Genomic DNA, 16,204 nt, shown 5'->3' with positions numbered 1-16,204 from the left:
TCAATCCGCTGGCTGAACGACCAGGAAGGAGATCAGCTCGAAGTCGTCGAGGCCGGAAATCGAATCGACAAGCGCCGTGGTCTTGCCCGGCTGGAACAGGCTGTCGATGTCGCCCTCTTCTTTCACGTCGATCATCGAGCGGATGGCATCATCGAGCAGACCGGAGTAGCGACTCATGTCCCGGCCGTCTTTCGTGGCCGCATTGAAACGACGGCAGAGATCGGCGTAGGGCTCTCCCCTCCCCTTACAGGCGGTCCGAGCGAGATCGAGCAGTCGTTTCACCTCAGTGTGACGGGTGACAACCTGCCCGTCATCACTGATGAAGACGAGGTAGTAAGGGTGGAGCCGGTTCTGGTGATCGATGTTCACTCCGTCTTCCCGGTTGCGGAGGGTGAAGAGCACCCCGGGCACGAGTCCGCGCTCGGGATTCGCAGGCACGATGGCGTGCAGGCCGTTGGGCGTGCGGCTGGGGTCGCCGTGTTCCTTCACGTAGCTGACGAGATCCATGCGGAAATCGTTCAAGCCGAGGTCGGTGATCGAGATTCCCGTCTTGAGGTCCTCCATGTCGATAACCTCCTCCTGGAGGCGGCGAAGCTGCTCTTTTCGGTAGGAGACCTCGTTTGCCTTTGGGTCGAGAACGTTGTCACTGCCCGTGCCGGTGACGTCGACGATCACCATGCGGTTCTCCACCCGCTCCTTGAGGTTGATGTACTCATCGAGCGAGATGTCCGGCCAGTAGTTGACAAGCTGGATGCACGCATTGGGGGAGCCGATCCGGTCGATGCGGCCGAATCGCTGGATGATGCGTACCGGATTCCAGTGAATGTCGTAGTTGATCAGGTAATCGCAGTCCTGAAGGTTCTGACCCTCCGAGATGCAGTCGGTTCCTATGACAAGATCGATGACGCCCTCCTCGTCAGGCATTACGAGCGCCTTCTCCTTCGAGATCGGCGAGAAAAGGGTCATGACGTCCTGAAAGTCGTAACCCTGGCCGAGGGTGGTCTTCGGACTGGTGGTCCCGGTGATCTTTCCGGTGTGGAGGCCGAACTTCTGCAGGTGTCGCTTTGCGATGTTCTCGTAGAGGTAGTCGGCGGTATCGGCGAAAGCGGTGAAGATAAGCACCTTCCGATTACCAGGATTGATGGGTGACTGGACCTTCGAGCTAATCTGCTGGAGAAGGTGCTGGAGCTTGGCGTCATGCTCGGGAGTAACCTTCTCCATCTCGGCAATCAGGGCGAGGATCACCGACTGGTCGTTCTCCATGGCCCGCTTCCATGACGGCAAGTCGAGGTCCTCGAGCGCGATCTGACTCTTGCCCCCCAAGGTCATTTCGTCGGGATCGGGGAGCTCGTCGTCATCCGGATCGAAGCTCTCGGCATCGATGCCAGACACCGAGAGCGTCGAACGGTTGCCCGCTTGGAAGTCCGCGATCTGCTTGAGCAGCTTCCGGTGATTGGCCTCCAGCTTACCGAGGGTGATTCGGAAGGCCTGGACGGAGCTTTCAAGGCGCTTCAAAAGGTTGACCGTCATCAGGGCTCGGATGCCCTTCTGCTGGCCCTCGAGACTCACGTTGCGGGAAATTCCCTCGAGATCGTCACTGTAGGCCTGCTCGTATTTCGACCGCCGACTCGGGAGAAGGTATTCTGCGGGCGTGTAGACGGCGAGATCAAGCTGGGTGAGCTGATCGTAGATCTCGTCGAAGCCATCGACGTCGTCCCTCGTCGTCAGCGGCGGGTGAAACGCGACAGGCGGTCGGCGCTCAGGGAAGGTTCCGATGTCAGCTGTATCGTAATAGGCCTCGATGTGCTTCCGGGAGCGGGCGATCGTGACGCTGTCGAGCAGCTCGAAGAACTCGAAGTCGAGGGCCTTGAGAATGGCCTCCGGTGTCCGCTCCTCTGCCGGCATCTTGCTCCACCGGGTGAACGCCGCCTGAGCCTGCCGGAAGATCTCCTCAATGCTGTTCTTGGTCTTGAGCTTGGAACTGAGCTTCTCCGATTCACCCTCGTAGGCCAGGGCGAGCTGGTTTCGCAGATCCGAGAAACGGTTGTTCACCGGGGTGGCGGAAAGCATCAGGACCTTTGTCTGTACGCCGGCCCGGATCACTTGCTCCATCAGTAGCTCGTAGCGGGACTTCCGCTCTTCCTCGCCCGGGTTGTTGTTCCGGAAATTGTGGGATTCATCGATCACCACGAGGTCGTAGTTGCCCCAGTTGACCTGCTTGAGGGGGGTGCCGTGGGAGTATCCGCTTTTCCGTTGGAGGTCGGTGTGATTCAGGACATCGTAGTTCAGCCGGTCGCCAGCCAAGACGTTCGTCTTGAGGTTGTGGTTGTAGGTCAGCCAGTTGTCGGCGAGCTTCTTCGGGCAAAGCACGAGAACGGACTTGTTCCTAAGCTCGTAGTATTTGATCACGGCAAGTGCTGCGAAGGTCTTCCCGAGGCCGACGCTGTCGGCGAGGATGCAGCCGTTGAAGGTTTCCAGCTTATTGATGATTCCCACCGCAGCATCACGCTGGAAATTGAAGAGCTTCCGCCAGACGACCGAGTCTTGGTAGCCTGTCCGATCGTTGGGCATCACATCCTCCGTGATGTCCTCGAGGAACTCCGTGAAGATGTTGTAGAGCATCACGAAGTAGATCCGCTCAGGGGAGTTCTCCGAATAGACTCCGGCGATGTGGTCGCAGACCTGCTCGGTCACGTCTTCAAGCTTCTCCCGGTCATTCCAGATTTGCTCGAATAGCCGCAGGTAGCCGTCGGTGAACGGCGATCCGGTGAACTTGTTGACGATGTTCGAGAGGGCGTTGCCCTGCTGGTAGCCGAGGTCCACCGCAGTAAAGCCCTGAAGAGGGAAATATACGACCGGCTCCTGGCCGTCCCCCTCCACGCATGCCATCTGCTGCATGGACGACTTCGTGGCGTTCGACCGGAAGGTGGCCTTGCCGCGAATCCACTCGGCACACTCCCGGGCGATGGCCCGCTGGGTCAGCCTGTTGCGGAGCTGAATCTCGAATTCGGTCCCGTAGAGGCTCCGCTCCCGCTCCAGCTTTGGGATGAAGAACTCCCGCCTCTCCTTCGGTAGCTTGTCCGTCGCCTCACCGTGCACGAAGGTCGGCGAGGTGAAGATGAACTCCACCGACTCAACCTGTGCCAGCTCCTCCTTCAGGGCCTCGTAGGCGTAGATCGAGAAGCAGGAGGCTGCGATTCGGAGCTTTGCTCCGGGTTGGACCGTCCTCTTGAGATCGTCACCCAGGAGGTCGTTGACGTTGTCGATTGTGTTCACTCGAAGGCCTCGGGGGATAAACGGGACGCTCTGGTCATGCCGCCACTCTACGTGACAGAGGGAAAGTCCCAGTCTGCAGGGAGGTTGGAATGGTCGGCCCTGCAGGGTCAACCCGATGCTGTGCCGGGGCGCGATACGCGCACGGATCGGCTGGGCGAGGACAGCCCTTTACCGGGGAGGTCCCCTTGGCAGCCTCACGAGGGGCCGGAGACGGTTGGCTTCGGCAGTTGAGGCGGGGTCCAGGGGGGCAGGAATCCGCGGTCAAGGGCTCCCGGAGCCGGGGTGCGGAGCCCGGGACGTGTCCCGCGCAGCGGGATCAGGTCCGCCTTCCCTATCCTGCGCCGGAAAGAGTCTGTGACCTGATCCGGAGCGAGGAACGAGCGAGGCCTCCGGACACTGTCTCTTGACCAGCCTGACTGTCTCCTGGGGGCGTTGCGGGGGTAGCCCCCGCTCGAAGGGGTAGGACCGCACGAAGTAGGTCCGAGGGGAAGGCTTTCCCCGCCACATCCGGAAGTCAGTCCAGACCTGAGAACAGCTTGGCCAGCTTCAGATCCAGTGCCGCTGCCAACTTGATGATGGTCCGAAGCTGCGGGCTCCGCTCACCGCTTTCAATCTGGAGGATTCCGACGTGGCTCATCCCTGCCAGCTCGGACAGCCGGCTCAAGGACATGCCCAGACTCTCCCGCCGTGCTTTCAGTCTGGAGACGATCTCAGCGACTCGGGTATCGGCTTCCTCCTCTTTCACCCCCCAGCTTGTAGAGGGCGATAGAGACGGTTGTGGTTGTAACAGGAGCTACAACTCGTCAATCTGGCACCCAATGAATGCCGCCCGACTTGCCCCGATCGCATTGGCCACCTTCAAGGGCGGGGGCGTCGCCCTTTCCCTACTGCTCTCAGTCCTTTGCTTGAGCTGCGGATCGAAGGACGAAATCTCCAGCGAGCCATCCAGCGAGCCAGTAGGTGCCGAAGCCGAGTTCAGAGAAGGACTGCGATACAAGGATGGGGACGGGGTCACGGCAGATCCGTCGAAGGCAGTGGAATGGTTTCTCAAGGCCGCATCGCAAGGCCACGCCGACGCACAGTGCGTGCTCGGCTTAGCCTACGCGGCAGGGGAAGGCGTGCCTGCCGATCCCGGCGAGGCTGCCAGATGGTTCCGGGAGGCCGGGGAGCAAGGCAATGCCGAGGCACAGGGTCAATTGGGAACGTTCTACATGACCGGAATGGGTGTGCCCGAGGACCACGCCGAAGCTGCGAAGTGGCTTCGCAAGGCGGCCGAGCAAGGGGAGGCCACTCCGCAGATGATCCTTGGATCCCTCTATGATAGCGGCCAAGGCGTTGTGAAAGATGAGGAAGAGGCCGCGAAGTGGTATCGCAGAGCTGCCGAACAAGGACTTGCCGGAGCTCAGTGTTGCTTAGGAATCTGCTACGAATTGGGGTCAGGCGTCGAAAAAGACCTTCCCAAAGCCTTCGCATGGTACCGAATGGCAGCCGACCAGGGCTTGGGAGAAGCGCAGTTCGCTCTGGGTCGACTCCATGAGAGCCACAAGAGTGGCCCTCAGGATGTAGAGGACTCGGTGCGTTGGTATCGCAGGGCCGCTGAGCAGGGAAATGCGGACGCGCAGGCCAACTTGGGACGTCTCTACATGCTTGGAGCAGGTGTACCAAAGGACACCGTGCTCGCCTATATGTGGTTCAATCTGGCCGCAGCGTCCGGTGACGATCGTGCTCAGAAGGCCAGGGAAATACTTTCGGACGTCATGGATCGCAGCCAGATCGACGAAGCACAGAAGCTGAGCCGGGAGTGGAAGCCCAAGAAGGCTGAGTAATGGTCAATCCACAGCGGCTCTATCGAGGAAGACCCCATGGACGGTGAGAAGATCTACAAGGGCGGATGCTTCACGCTTCTTGGCGTGGGGATCGTCTTCCTGATCTGGGTGAAGATCGACGATTGGTCTGAAGACAGTTGGAAGTCACTGTCGATCTTCCTGGCAGCCGTGCTGGTTCCGATCCTGCTCGCGCTGATCATTGCAGGCTTCAGAACCAAGCGAGATCCGAAGGACGCGATGTTCAAGGTTCTCTCGCTCGCGCTTTGTGGCTTCGGACCATTGGTCATCTTCCTGGTGATCTTTGGAGACATCGACCAGATGATGGACTGAGCCGGGAGAGGATCATCGCCGCCGGAAGGCTACGGCATGAGAGCTCGAATCTCCTCCTCGCCGAAGAATTCAACGAGGTCTTCAGCAATCTTCCTTCTGAGGTTGAGGGCTCCACTATCCTTGAGGCCGCACCACCGTCCTGCCTCCCGCATCGTTCTACCCTCCGCGAGCGCCTGGATCGCGATGCAGTGACGTTCGGGGTGGGAGCCGAGGAACAATTCCCAATCGAGATTCCGGGCGGCTTCCTCCGCGGGATCTTCTCCCTTGCCCAGGTAGTCGGACAGTGGAATCGCCTCATGGAGAGCTCCGGTCCACCCCTCCTCGAACTCGACCTCCTGATCGAGGTAGGTGAAGCGACAGGCGCCATCGAGCTGGCACCCAGGGGACATGACGTCACTCCGGCCCGTGTAGTGGCTTCTGCGGCCGCTCCTGACCGCTTTGGCGGCAAAGTAGGCTATGTTGCCCGCCGTGAACGTCCGGCCCTTCTGCGAGGCCGACAGCATCAGCCGTGCAGCCTGCAGCGTGGCGTCTTGAAGCATCTCCTCCTCATCATCCGCCCCCACCGTGGGGAAGGTCGCGGCAAGCGCCCTAAGTCGCGGAATCACGTCATCAACGAGCATCCTGCCCAGTTCGGCATTCATCGCGTTGTCGTTCGAGAAAGCGGCTGCTCCCTCGTGGTCATCGTTCGGCATTTTCATGGTCGTGTGGGTGCCGGCCCCTTCCCGAAGGCGATGCCTGTACACGCAAAAGCCCCGCTCGTGGCGGGGCTTCGACATGCCGGGAGAGGCCGGCGGTTGTTTTGCGTTTGGTTTCGGTTCGTTGGCGGGAATCAGTCGTGGAAGGCGGATCCGAGGCGACAGATCGGGAATCCGTCGAGGGTGTCTCCGGTTGGCTCAACGACCCGGTGGCGGATCAATTGCTCAAGGCAGCCCTCGTGCTCCGGGTAGTCCTTGATCGCGACATGCCCGGCCGGGATCCCCGGAACCCAGACCGTCGCGGTCATCAATGGGCCGTCGTGGTCGATCACTCGCAAGGCGATACCGCCCCGGGTGTAGTCGTCGATGCTGACGACAGCGATCGGGCTGACGCCGGCGATGGTCCTGAAATTCGGGATCGTGACCGAGTGGCGCTTCAGTGGTGGATGCGGGTCGGGTTTCCTGGGCGGCGCTATGGCCTCCCGGCTCGGACTGCGGAACCCGCGGGTGCCATTGTGTTTCAGGGCTGTGTTTCCCCCGGATGCAGGGGCGTGGTGGTGTTGTTTCATTGTCGTTGTTGGTAGGTGCGGCAGATTCGCCAGCCGCGGCGGCGTTGGACGATGCGTCCGAGAACGAAAAGGCCCCGCTGGTGCGAGGCGTGGGGAGAGTCGCGAATGGGAGGCGCTGAGAGGGCGACAGGACCCGTCAGGTAGGGGTCGGATTTTAGTCAACCAAACTAATCATCACGGCATGCGGTGTTCACGACAGGACGGTGGACACTCCGTGGACGAGCTCCTTGCTGCTTCATACACAAGGGGTGAGGAGGAAGGTTTGGGTCGAATGCTCCAAAAGTCACACGTCCGCAGCCCTCACAGACGCGGAACCTGCTTAGAATCAGAGAAAAACGGAGCTCACTCCTTTCTGAACAGAAGGAGTATGTTAGAGATTCTCGAATTTAGTCAGAAATCAGACCCTCCGTTGCATACTCCGATTGAGAGTCTGCAAAACCCTGAACTGTAACCAAAATCCGGACGGCGGGGGGGCTCGGGTCGATCCCCCTCAGACCCTACCCCAACGGAGAACCAAGGGTGAGTGAGCGTGAGAAAATTTCATCTCAGGTTTTCAGGTCTGATTGCGATCTGCCCCCCTGGTTCCCGGCTTCTCCGACGGTTCGGGAAGGCGCGGCAGCCAGCGGTAAATCGTAGCCTTACGCCGGCGGCCCTTCTCAAGGGGTCTTTCCTTCTGAAACGAGTCACCCTTCTTGACCACTTTCAGAATGTCCAATTCGCAGAATGCCTCGAGAATCATGGCTGCAATGTATTTGGTCTCCCCCAGCCTCTGCGCCAAATTGTTGGCTCCGAGGTAGAAGCTGCCGCGCTCAAGTTGGACATCTTCAACCATGGCAAGACTGCGACAGATCCGGAATGCCTCAATCTCCAAGTCCGAGGCGGGAAGCTGTTCGACGATCGACTTTTCGTTGACCGAAAGGCTCGATAGCCACTGAGCATTCAACTCGTCAATCAGAGCTTCAACGTGCTCGATCGGGAACTTGCTGGCCTCCGTGAAGATCAACTGGTTCATCTCGTAGTGGGCGGTCACGAGCAGGATCAGTTGGCTCCTTGAGACGCATTCGAACAAAAAGGGGATCATGATTTCCAGTTGCTCCAAGAGCATCCCCTTTTTCGCCGTGTATCGGTTGCCGATGTACCGCGAGTAAAGTTCCCTGATCGAATCAGGTAGATCATTTCTTGCATCAGCCTGCCTTTGGAGGAGGCGGAACTTTTCCATAGAAGCCAAAGAATCCCCACAACCCAAAGAATCCTCAGCAATCCCAGTCGCTACAGCTTCCGTACATGTTCCAGTCTCTCCACAACCACCAGATGCCCCAGACAAGTCAGGCTTTCCAGATTGCCCAGATGGCTCGGTGCCGCGAGAATCCTCAGCCACTGGTGCGCCAGAAGGCCCCACGCGCTTCCTGCCGTGAGAGTCTTCGACACCTGTGGGGCCGAGATCACCCGCCTTCGCTCCGCTGGCCTGGGATGCCTTGGAAGTAGCGCAAGACTGCTTCGGTTCTACCGGAGCGCCGGTCAGACGGGAACCCTCATCGGAGGAATTCCGCGCCTTCCCTGCCAGAGTCGTGATCCCTGCTCCCGGGCCATGGTCCCGGCCCCCGTTCAAGTGATGCCGATTCATCGCTTGGTGCGGTTGCGATATCCTTCCCGTGCCTCGATGAAGTATTCGATCGTGCTCGGACGAATTCGCACGCTCTTGCCGATTCGGATCACGGGTATCTCACCCTTGGCGACAAGGCTGTCGAACAAGCGGAGGGAGATGGCGAGGGCTTCTGCGGCCTCGTTACGCGTCAGGAGGGGTGGTTGTGCTTTCTCGTGCATGGGCACGAACACACCCCGGATCGTTATCTGGATGCAAAACTATGGTTGGGAACCGAATCCTTACTGCTTCGGACCAGCCTTGCGGTTCTTCCCCTCCTTGGTCTCGTAGCCCAAAGCCTTCAGATGGTACTGGATGATCTGTAGACTCTCCAAGGGTTTGAGAAAATCTCGACGGAGCCCTCGATTGACGTGATCGAACACCTCCGTCATTCGGGGAACACGGTCGATACGCTCATAGAATGAGGCGATACGAAACCGAATATCCGACGGAGCCGGCTCACTCTTGGATTTGTCCAAAGATGACTTCTTACGCCTGGATTCATCTTTCCTCCACTCCTGAAGAACATAGTCGACTTGCTTGAAGAAGCCTTCGTCCTTGCGCAGCAACGCGACCAGCGCTGCCTCCTGAAATTGCTTCTCTAAGAGCTCAAACTTGGGATCGTGCGTATCAGGGTCATGTTCGTCCCAATCGTTCCGATAATCCGCTGGATGAACCCATCTCAACTCCCACAGGAGACTGGCCAGCCGGGGACTGACCTCGGCGGCGGTCGTTAGACGCATCAACCTCTCGCGGTCCTGGAGAACCCACTCGCCGCTATCGTTGAGTTTCGCCTCACTCGAATGAATCTGAGGTAGCGCATCTTCGGTTTCCTTTTTCAGGGGCGGCAGTTTCGGTGCACGACTCATGCTGATTTCCTTTCCCGGATCGAGGTGACATTCTTCGGCTTCGACGGACGGATCGACCAGAAGGCCTTCGCTTCCTTCTCGCTCGAGATCCCGCGGTAGTGGCGATGGAGGAGTTCGGGACTCCCGCCGTGCCCCAATTGCAGTGAGGTTTCCCCCGGGTGGCGGAACGCGAGCAGGTGGAAGGTGGCAAAGCTGTGCCGTGCCGCATTCTTGGGCATGGAGAAGGGCTGGAACTTCTTCCCCTTGGCCCGCTTCTGAGCGGCTGCGTCAATCGCCTTGATCGTCTTCTTCAATGCGTAGCGCCGTGCGGTCACGGTGGCATCGCACAGAGGGCCCGACGGCTTCGCAAGAGGTTGAAGGAATGCTTCAAGAGCCGGCCGGATCGAAATCGTCCGGTCGACTCCGGTCTTGGTGATCGTCTCCGGGAGATGGATTTCGCCGGCATCGAGGTCGACCATCGCCCAATCCATCCGGAGGGTCTCCTGCTCCCGGACGCCGGCAAAGAACCGGACGGCCCAGAATGGGACCAGCTCGGGAGCACAAGCTCCCAGGGCTTCGAAGAAGTGCTTCACGTCCTCAGGCGAGAGAACCCCCGGCCGCTTCTTCGGCGGCTTGGGCTTCGCTGCGTTCTCCATCGGGTTGTCGGAAAGCCAGCCTCTGGACTTCGCGAAGCTGAACATGGTGGCCACGTCCCGGCGGTAGTTCTTCTTGGTGAGAAGCGAAACCTCTGCCGGTGCCTTCCCCTTCTGCTTCGGAACCCGGGTATCGACTAACCCCAGAACCCAATCCGAAACCTCGGTCGTGGTGATGGTGCAGATCGGTCGCTCGGCGAAGTCCCTGGCGAACCGCCCGCAGCGGGTTCTCAGACCGTCCACGGAGAGCCTCCGAAGCCCCTCTGCCTCCTTGGTTGCGATGAACCGGTCGAAAGCCTGCTGGACCGTCACGGACGTTCTGGTGGCCTTCCAGCGATCGGCGTACTCACGCACGACATCGATCAGGGGCGGTGGCGCCGCATCGGACGATTCACTGACGAAGTTTCGCCAGAACTCGATCACGGCCTTCTCGTCGGCTCCCAGCTTTCCGAAGGCCTTCCCCTCGATGCCGGTTTCCTTGTCCGTGTCCTTGGCGAACGCGAGTGCGTCCGTCTCATTCTTGAACCATCTCTGGAGGGTCTTGCCCCCCGGTCCGGTGTATCTCACCCTGTGGGTGTAGCGGGGATGTTTCACCTCCGCGACGGTTGCCTGTTTCATAGAGCCAGAATGGTGTGCAGCACGATGCAGGAAAGCCAAAAGTGGTTACAGTTGGTTACACCCGGCGCTGCAACCCCCATAAAATAAGGAATTGCGCAACGACTCTTAATCTTTTGGTCCTAGGTTCGAGTCCTAGACGGGGTACCATGAAAGGCGCTGAACCTCACGGTCAGCGCCTTTCACCTTTTTGGGACCGGAGCGTCCTTGAGACTTCAGTGCTTCGGATTCGGCCTGACAGTCACGCCATCCACCCATTCGCTTCCGATCAGGGTGGCGCGGGGATACTTCGAGATGCCTCGCTCGTGGTGCTGGACGAGTGAAACCAGCATGTCCACCGCCGCCTCGCCGACCTGGTCGTTGTGCTGGTTCATCCCCGCCCATGCCGCATGATCCTCACGCCACTCGTACTGGATCAGCCCGACGTCTTCCGGACAACGCAGGCCGATCTCTTCAATCCAACGCGCGACATCGTGATAAAGCGTGAAGATCACATCCGGTCGGTTGACCTCAAACCAACGCCGGAACACCTCGAGATCGATCCGCGCTCCTGACACATCGAAGAACGGTTCGGTTCTCTCGGACACGGGAATAACGCGGCTCTGCGCCGTCAGAAAACCCGCGGTGAAGCGGCCCTCAATGAGACGGTCGATCACTCCATCTAGCACCATGGCCGGACGCCGGTAGCCGAGTTCCAAAGCTTTCTCGAAAGCAAGAATCGCAAGCGAGTGGTGGTCGCTGCAGGCGTAGGACAACGCCGGGTTGCGCGTACGGACACCGGTCACCAATGCGGGGAACTCTTCCCAGAGCGGGGCCAAGCGCACGGGCAATCTATTGGAACTCATCATTCCGACGATCAATGCGCCGCGGATGTTCCTCGCACGAAATATCGACTGCCAACGGGCCAGCGAAAGCTCCGGGTCGTGCAGCCAGAACTCATCGAGAGCGTATCCGAGCCTCTCCGCCCGACGACGGCAACCTTCGACGTAGATCGGCACGGTCGGGTGATCGGCAAACGCGCTGCGGCTCTCGTTCGCGTTGACCAACGCAAGTGTCGCCTGAAAGCCCGCGGTCCGGTTCTGCCGAAGCTCCGACATCAGCTGCGCCACGGTCGGATTCAGCTGGTAGCCGAGATCCCTCGCGACCGCTTCAACCCTCTCCCGCGTTTCCTTCGCGACGCGGTGACTCCCCCGCAGAGCAAGGCTCACGGTATTCTTGGAGACTCCGGCCTCACGGGCCACATCGCCCATATTCGGCCGATCCATCAAGTGATCCTAGACGCCACGACATCGCTGCGCCAGCCTCAATATGACTGTCATACTGAGGAACCCTTCCCGAAATCGTCGGTCCCCTGCATAAATCAGGAACCATGCCATTCACCATTGGACTTGATTACGGAACCAACTCGGCCCGCGCGCTGGTGGTCGACTGCACCGACGGAAGGGAGATCGGCACCGCCGTGGTCGATTACCCGTCGGGCCATCAGGGCATCCTTCTCGACCCGTCGAATCACCACCTCGCCCGCCAGAGCCCGGCCGACTACCTCCACGCCCTCGAGCAGGCGACCCTTCAGGCGCTCGCCGAAGCGAAGAGCGCGGTGAAGGGCTTCAGCGCTGATCAGGTGGTGGGCATCGGCATGGACGGCACCGGCTCGAGCCCGATCCCGGTCGACGACAAGAACGTCCCCCTCGCCCTCTCCGACGGGTTCCGTGACAACCTGAGCGCGCAGTGCTGGCTGTGGAAGGATCACACCAGCATCCCGGAAGCCGCCGCGATCACCGCCAAGGCCAAGGACCTGCGCCCGCAGTATCTCGCGAAAATCGGTGGCACCTATTCCTCCGAATGGTTCTGGGCCAAGATCTGGCACTGCCTCAAGACCGACCCCGAGGTCTTCTCCGCCGCCTACTCGTGGGTCGAGCTATCCGACTTCATCCCGTCGGTCCTCGCCGGCGTCACCGATCCGAAGGAAATCGTCCGCGGGGTCTGCATGGCCGGTCACAAGGCGATCTACGCGGAAGACTGGGGCGGACTCCCGGATAAGGAATTCCTCTCGGCACTCGATCCCCGCCTCGCCGACCTGCGTGACCGTCTCTACGACGAAGCGCACGACGCATCGGTTTCCGCCGGCAAGCTCTGCCAGGAGTGGGCCGACAAGCTCGGCTTGCCCGCCGGCATCCCGATCGCGATCGGCGAGATGGACGTCCACTACGGGGCCATCGGCTGCGGCGTCGACGAAGGCACCCTGGTGAAGGTAATCGGCACTTCCACCTGCGACTGCGCGGTGGTTTCGGCCGACAAGGAAGTGGCCGACATCCCGGGCATCTGCGGGATCGTCAAAGGCGCGATCCTCCCGGGATTCTTCGGCGTCGAAGCCGGCCAGTCAGCCGTCGGCGACATCTTCAAGTGGTACGTGGAAGGCGTGCTCGGCGACGTCGAACTGCACGCGACGCTCACCGAAGAAGCGGCACGCCTCAAGCCGGGACAATCCGGCCTGCTGGCGCTCGACTGGAACAACGGCAACCGCACCATTCTCGTCGACCAGCTCCTGACCGGCCTGATGCTTGGCCAGACGCTCTACACGACCCGCTCGGAAATCTACCGCGCGCTGATCGAGGCCACCGCTTTCGGGGCCCGCGCCATCGTCGAGCGCATCCGTGAATACGGGGTTCCGGTCGAGCGGATCGTGTGCACTGGCGGAATTGCCGAGAAGAATGCGTTACTCATGCAGATCTATGCAGATGTCACCGGTTGCGAAATGCGCGTCTCCCGCTCGGCCCAGTCTTGCGCCCTCGGCTCGGCCGTCGGTGCCGCGGTGGTCGCCGGAGCGCACCCCGACTTCCCAACCGCCCAAGCAGCGATGACCGGACTCAAGGAAACCTCTTACCACCCGATCGCCGGAAATCAGGAAATCTACGACTCGCTCTACCAACTCTACCGCCAGTTGCACGACAGCTTCGGTGGTGTCGAAACCTCAGCGGACCTCGGCCGCGTGATGAAAACCCTCCTCGCCATCAAGGCCCAACAGTCCAACTGACCCAACCCATGTCCGACATCAACAACTTCGACGAACTCGAGATCTGGTTCGTCACCGGCTCCCAGCACCTCTACGGCCCTGAAGCCCTCGAGCAGGTGGACCGCCACTCGGCGGCCGTAGTCGACGCGCTCAACACGTCGGGTGCCCTGCCCCACCGCATCGTCTTCAAGCCGGTCCTGAAATCGGCCGAGGAGATCACGCAGCTCGCGATCGACGCGAACTCGTCGGCAAACTGCATCGGCATCATCGCATGGATGCACACCTTCTCGCCCGCGAAGATGTGGATCGAGGGCTTGGAAATCCTGCGCAAGCCGCTCGCCGACCTCCACACGCAGTTCAACCGGGACATCCCGTGGGGTGAGATCGACATGGATTTCATGAACCTGAACCAGACCGCCCACGGCGGCCGCGAGTTCGGTCACATCGGCGCCCGCCTGCGCTACCCGCGCAAGGTGGTGGTCGGCCACTGGGAAGACCCGGAGGTTCACGAGCGGCTCGCCGCCTGGTCGCGTGCGGCACGCGGTTGGCACGCCTCGCGGACGCTCAAGGTAGCCCGCATCGGCGACAACATGCGCTACGTTTCGGTCACCGAGGGCGACAAGGTCTCGGCCCAGATCCGGTTCGGCTGGGAAGTCAACACGTGGGGCATCGGCGACCTCGTCGCCAAGATCGACAGTGTCACCGATACCGAGGTCGACAGCCTTTGCGCGCTGTATGAGGAGAAGTATCGCGTCTCCGACGAACTGAAAAAGGGCGGTGCGCGCCACCAGTCGCTACGCGACTCGGCGGCGATCGAGATCGGTCTCCGCGCGCTCCTCGAAGAATTGGGTGCGACCGCCTTCACCACGACCTTCGAAGACCTCCATGGCATGAAGCAGCTGCCCGGCCTCGCGGTCCAGCGGCTGATGGAAGACGGCTACGGCTTCGCCGGCGAAGGCGATTGGAAGACCGCCGCCCTGACCCGGGTGATGAAAGTCATGGCCCATGGCCTCGAGGGCGGGACCTCCTTCATGGAGGACTACACCTATCACCTCGATCCGCAGAACCCGCTGATCCTCGGCGCGCACATGCTCGAGATCTGCCCGTCGATCGCCAACGAAACTCCGAAGATCGAAGTCCACCCGCTGGGTATCGGCGGCAAGGAGGACCCCTGCCGCATGGTCTTCGACTGCGGAGCCGGCAAGGCCGTCAACGGCTCGATCATCGATCTCGGCAACCGTCACCGGTTCCTCGTCAACGAGGTCGACTGCGTTGCCCCGCTTCACGACCTGCCGAAGCTCCCGGTTGCCCGGGTGCTGTGGAAACCCCTGCCCGACCTCAAGACCGCCACCGCGGCCTGGATCCACGCCGGAGGCGCCCACCACACCGTCCTTTCCTACGCGCTCACGTCCGAACACCTCGAGGACTTCTCCGAAATGGCGAAGGTCGAACTGAGTGTGATCGACGAAGACACCAAGCTGCGCGGCTACAAGAACGAGCTCCGGCAGAACGATCTCTATTACCACCTTGGCCAGGGCATCACCGGCTGAACCCGAACAAACCTTCCCAACAACCCATGAACTCCACACGCCTCATTCTCTCCTCAACATCCGTTGCCCTAGCGATGACCCAACTTAGCTGCGAAAAGCCCGAGTCCACCCCGACCGTCAACGCCGGCATCGTTGTTAGCGAGTTCGGCGAACTTCCCGATGGAGGGAAAGCCAAACTCTACACGCTGACCAACGCCAACGGACTGAAGGCAACGATCACGGATCTCGGCGCGACGCTCGTCTCGCTGGAGGTGCCGGACAAGGACGGCAAGCTCGCCGACGTCACCCTCGGCTTCGATGATCCGGCCGGATACCTGTCCGACGGCAACCCGTATTTCGGCGCCACCGTCGGCCGTTTCGGCAACCGCATCGCCGATGGCAAGTTCACGCTCGACGGCAAGGAATACACGCTCGCCACCAACAATGAACCCGGCGGCATCCCCTGCCACCTTCACGGAGGCGAGGACGGCTTCAACCGCGTGATGTGGTCAGGCGAAGTCGATGAAGCGAATAACGCGGTGGTCTTCACCTACGTATCGAAGGACGGCGAGGAAGGCTATCCCGGCACGCTCACCTCGAAGGTCACCTACACGCTTACGGAAGACAACGAGCTGAAGTGGGAGGCCGAAGCCACCACCGACGCACCGACCGTGCTCAACATCGTCCACCACACCTACTGGAACCTCAGTGGCGAGCCGAACACATCGATCAACGACCACCTTCTCGCACTCGATGCCGACCGTTATCTGACCACCGATGCGGGACTGATTCCGACCGGCGAGCTCGCTCCGGTGAGCGGAACGCCGATGGACTTCATCAAGGCGACCGCGATCGGCGACCGGGTTGAGACGGACTTCGAGGCCCTGAAGCTGGGTGGTGGATACGACCACTGCTGGGTCCTCACCGAAAAGGACGGCGTACGCCTTGCCGCCCGCCTCAAGGATCCCAAGTCCGGTCGCGTCATGGAGATCTTCACCGACCAGCCGGCGATCCAGTTCTATGGCGGAAACTTCCTCGATGGCACCGTGGTCGGCAAAGGCGGGGTGAAATACGGACACCGCACCGGACTCTGCCTCGAAACCGAGAACTTCCCGGACGCTCCCAATCAACCGACCTTCCCGAGTTCGGTTCTTCGCCCAGGCGAGACCTACAAGCACGTGATGGTTCACAAGTTCTCGGCCGAGTAA

At 60.7% G+C, this 16,204-nt stretch carries 14 protein-coding genes and 1 tRNA gene; 6 read left to right on the top strand and 9 right to left on the bottom strand.

The window, feature by feature from the left end:
* Nucleotides 1-3,276, bottom strand: coding sequence for a helicase-related protein (locus tag HAHE_RS18835; protein WP_338686644.1), 3,276 nt, complete (start codon nt 3,274-3,276; stop codon nt 1-3).
* Nucleotides 3,277-3,790: 514 nt separating this feature from the next.
* A complete protein-coding gene (locus HAHE_RS18830) occupies nt 3,791-4,021 on the bottom strand; it encodes a helix-turn-helix transcriptional regulator (protein WP_338686643.1) in 231 nt (76 codons plus the stop codon).
* 73 nt (nt 4,022-4,094) lie between these two features.
* Between HAHE_RS18830 and HAHE_RS18825 the strand changes: the two genes are divergently transcribed.
* Together HAHE_RS18825 and HAHE_RS18820 are read left to right on the top strand one after the other, a co-directional pair.
* Entirely contained in the window at nt 4,095-5,102 is a 1,008-nt protein-coding gene (locus HAHE_RS18825; RefSeq protein WP_338686642.1) for a tetratricopeptide repeat protein, read from the top strand.
* A gap of 36 nt (nt 5,103-5,138) precedes the next feature.
* Nucleotides 5,139-5,432 carry a hypothetical protein gene (locus tag HAHE_RS18820; protein WP_338686640.1) on the top strand — a complete coding sequence of 98 codons (294 nt, stop codon included), beginning with the start codon at nt 5,139-5,141 and terminating at the stop codon, nt 5,430-5,432.
* A gap of 29 nt (nt 5,433-5,461) precedes the next feature.
* On the opposite strand, the gene HAHE_RS18815 is transcribed toward HAHE_RS18820, so the two are convergent.
* From HAHE_RS18815 to HAHE_RS18790, 6 genes are all read right to left on the bottom strand, one after another.
* Complete coding sequence (locus tag HAHE_RS18815) at nt 5,462-6,130, bottom strand: hypothetical protein (protein WP_338686639.1); 669 nt, start codon at nt 6,128-6,130, stop codon at nt 5,462-5,464.
* Between the two features lie 131 nt (nt 6,131-6,261).
* Entirely contained in the window at nt 6,262-6,696 is a 435-nt protein-coding gene (locus tag HAHE_RS18810; protein ID WP_338686637.1) for a hypothetical protein, read from the bottom strand.
* A 553-nt stretch (nt 6,697-7,249) separates the two neighbouring features.
* Nucleotides 7,250-7,915, bottom strand: a complete 666-nt coding sequence (locus tag HAHE_RS18805; protein ID WP_338686635.1) for a hypothetical protein — start codon at nt 7,913-7,915, stop codon at nt 7,250-7,252.
* A 401-nt stretch (nt 7,916-8,316) separates the two neighbouring features.
* Nucleotides 8,317-8,520 carry a helix-turn-helix domain-containing protein gene (locus tag HAHE_RS18800; protein WP_338686634.1) on the bottom strand — a complete coding sequence of 68 codons (204 nt, stop codon included), beginning with the start codon at nt 8,518-8,520 and terminating at the stop codon, nt 8,317-8,319.
* Between the two features lie 60 nt (nt 8,521-8,580).
* Nucleotides 8,581-9,207: a hypothetical protein gene (locus tag HAHE_RS18795; protein ID WP_338686632.1), complete on the bottom strand. Its 627-nt coding sequence runs from the start codon at nt 9,205-9,207 to the stop codon at nt 8,581-8,583.
* On the bottom strand, nt 9,204-10,457 hold the full coding sequence (locus HAHE_RS18790) for a hypothetical protein (protein ID WP_338686631.1): 1,254 nt from the start codon (nt 10,455-10,457) through the stop codon (nt 9,204-9,206). Before HAHE_RS18790 ends, HAHE_RS18795 begins: the two co-directional genes overlap by 4 nt.
* Before the next feature lie 40 nt (nt 10,458-10,497).
* Here HAHE_RS18790 and HAHE_RS18785 point away from each other — a divergent pair.
* Nucleotides 10,498-10,604 (top strand) — tRNA-OTHER (locus HAHE_RS18785).
* Between the two features lie 65 nt (nt 10,605-10,669).
* Here HAHE_RS18785 and HAHE_RS18780 read toward each other — a convergent pair.
* The gene (locus HAHE_RS18780; protein WP_338686630.1) at nt 10,670-11,719 is read right to left on the bottom strand and encodes a LacI family DNA-binding transcriptional regulator; all 1,050 of its coding nucleotides are present in this window, start codon (nt 11,717-11,719) and stop codon (nt 10,670-10,672) included.
* A 104-nt stretch (nt 11,720-11,823) separates the two neighbouring features.
* Here HAHE_RS18780 and HAHE_RS18775 point away from each other — a divergent pair, with 104 nt between their 5' ends.
* Genes HAHE_RS18775 through HAHE_RS18765 form a run of 3 tightly spaced genes read left to right on the top strand, consistent with a single transcriptional unit; the run spans nt 11,824 to nt 16,204 of the window.
* Entirely contained in the window at nt 11,824-13,488 is a 1,665-nt protein-coding gene (locus tag HAHE_RS18775) for a ribulokinase (RefSeq protein WP_338686628.1), read from the top strand.
* 8 nt (nt 13,489-13,496) lie between these two features.
* A complete protein-coding gene (gene araA, locus HAHE_RS18770; RefSeq protein WP_338686626.1) occupies nt 13,497-15,017 on the top strand; it encodes an L-arabinose isomerase in 1,521 nt (506 codons plus the stop codon).
* 26 nt (nt 15,018-15,043) lie between these two features.
* A complete protein-coding gene (locus HAHE_RS18765) occupies nt 15,044-16,204 on the top strand; it encodes an aldose epimerase family protein (RefSeq protein WP_338686625.1) in 1,161 nt (386 codons plus the stop codon).

Source organism: Haloferula helveola, assembly GCF_037076345.1.
GTDB classification, from domain to species: Bacteria; Verrucomicrobiota; Verrucomicrobiia; order Verrucomicrobiales; family Akkermansiaceae; genus Haloferula; species Haloferula helveola.
This window is presented reverse-complemented; position numbering and strand designations above follow the sequence as displayed.

Bases quoted from the DNA above. Each gene is read 5' to 3' on its own strand.
- HAHE_RS18810 (WP_338686637.1), bottom strand. From the start codon at position 6,696: ATGAAACAACACCACCACGCCCCTGCATCCGGGGGAAACACAGCCCTG.
- HAHE_RS18805 (WP_338686635.1), bottom strand. From the start codon at position 7,915: ATGGAAAAGTTCCGCCTCCTCCAAAGGCAGGCTGATGCAAGAAATGAT.
- HAHE_RS18775 (WP_338686628.1), top strand. From the start codon at position 11,824: ATGCCATTCACCATTGGACTTGATTACGGAACCAACTCGGCCCGCGCG.
- HAHE_RS18815 (WP_338686639.1), bottom strand. From the start codon at position 6,130: ATGAAAATGCCGAACGATGACCACGAGGGAGCAGCCGCTTTCTCGAAC.
- HAHE_RS18820 (WP_338686640.1), top strand. From the start codon at position 5,139: ATGGACGGTGAGAAGATCTACAAGGGCGGATGCTTCACGCTTCTTGGC.
- HAHE_RS18780 (WP_338686630.1), bottom strand. From the start codon at position 11,719: ATGGATCGGCCGAATATGGGCGATGTGGCCCGTGAGGCCGGAGTCTCC.
- HAHE_RS18795 (WP_338686632.1), bottom strand. From the start codon at position 9,207: ATGAGTCGTGCACCGAAACTGCCGCCCCTGAAAAAGGAAACCGAAGAT.
- HAHE_RS18765 (WP_338686625.1), top strand. From the start codon at position 15,044: ATGAACTCCACACGCCTCATTCTCTCCTCAACATCCGTTGCCCTAGCG.
- araA (WP_338686626.1), top strand. From the start codon at position 13,497: ATGTCCGACATCAACAACTTCGACGAACTCGAGATCTGGTTCGTCACC.
- HAHE_RS18800 (WP_338686634.1), bottom strand. From the start codon at position 8,520: ATGCACGAGAAAGCACAACCACCCCTCCTGACGCGTAACGAGGCCGCA.
- HAHE_RS18790 (WP_338686631.1), bottom strand. From the start codon at position 10,457: ATGAAACAGGCAACCGTCGCGGAGGTGAAACATCCCCGCTACACCCAC.
- HAHE_RS18825 (WP_338686642.1), top strand. From the start codon at position 4,095: ATGAATGCCGCCCGACTTGCCCCGATCGCATTGGCCACCTTCAAGGGC.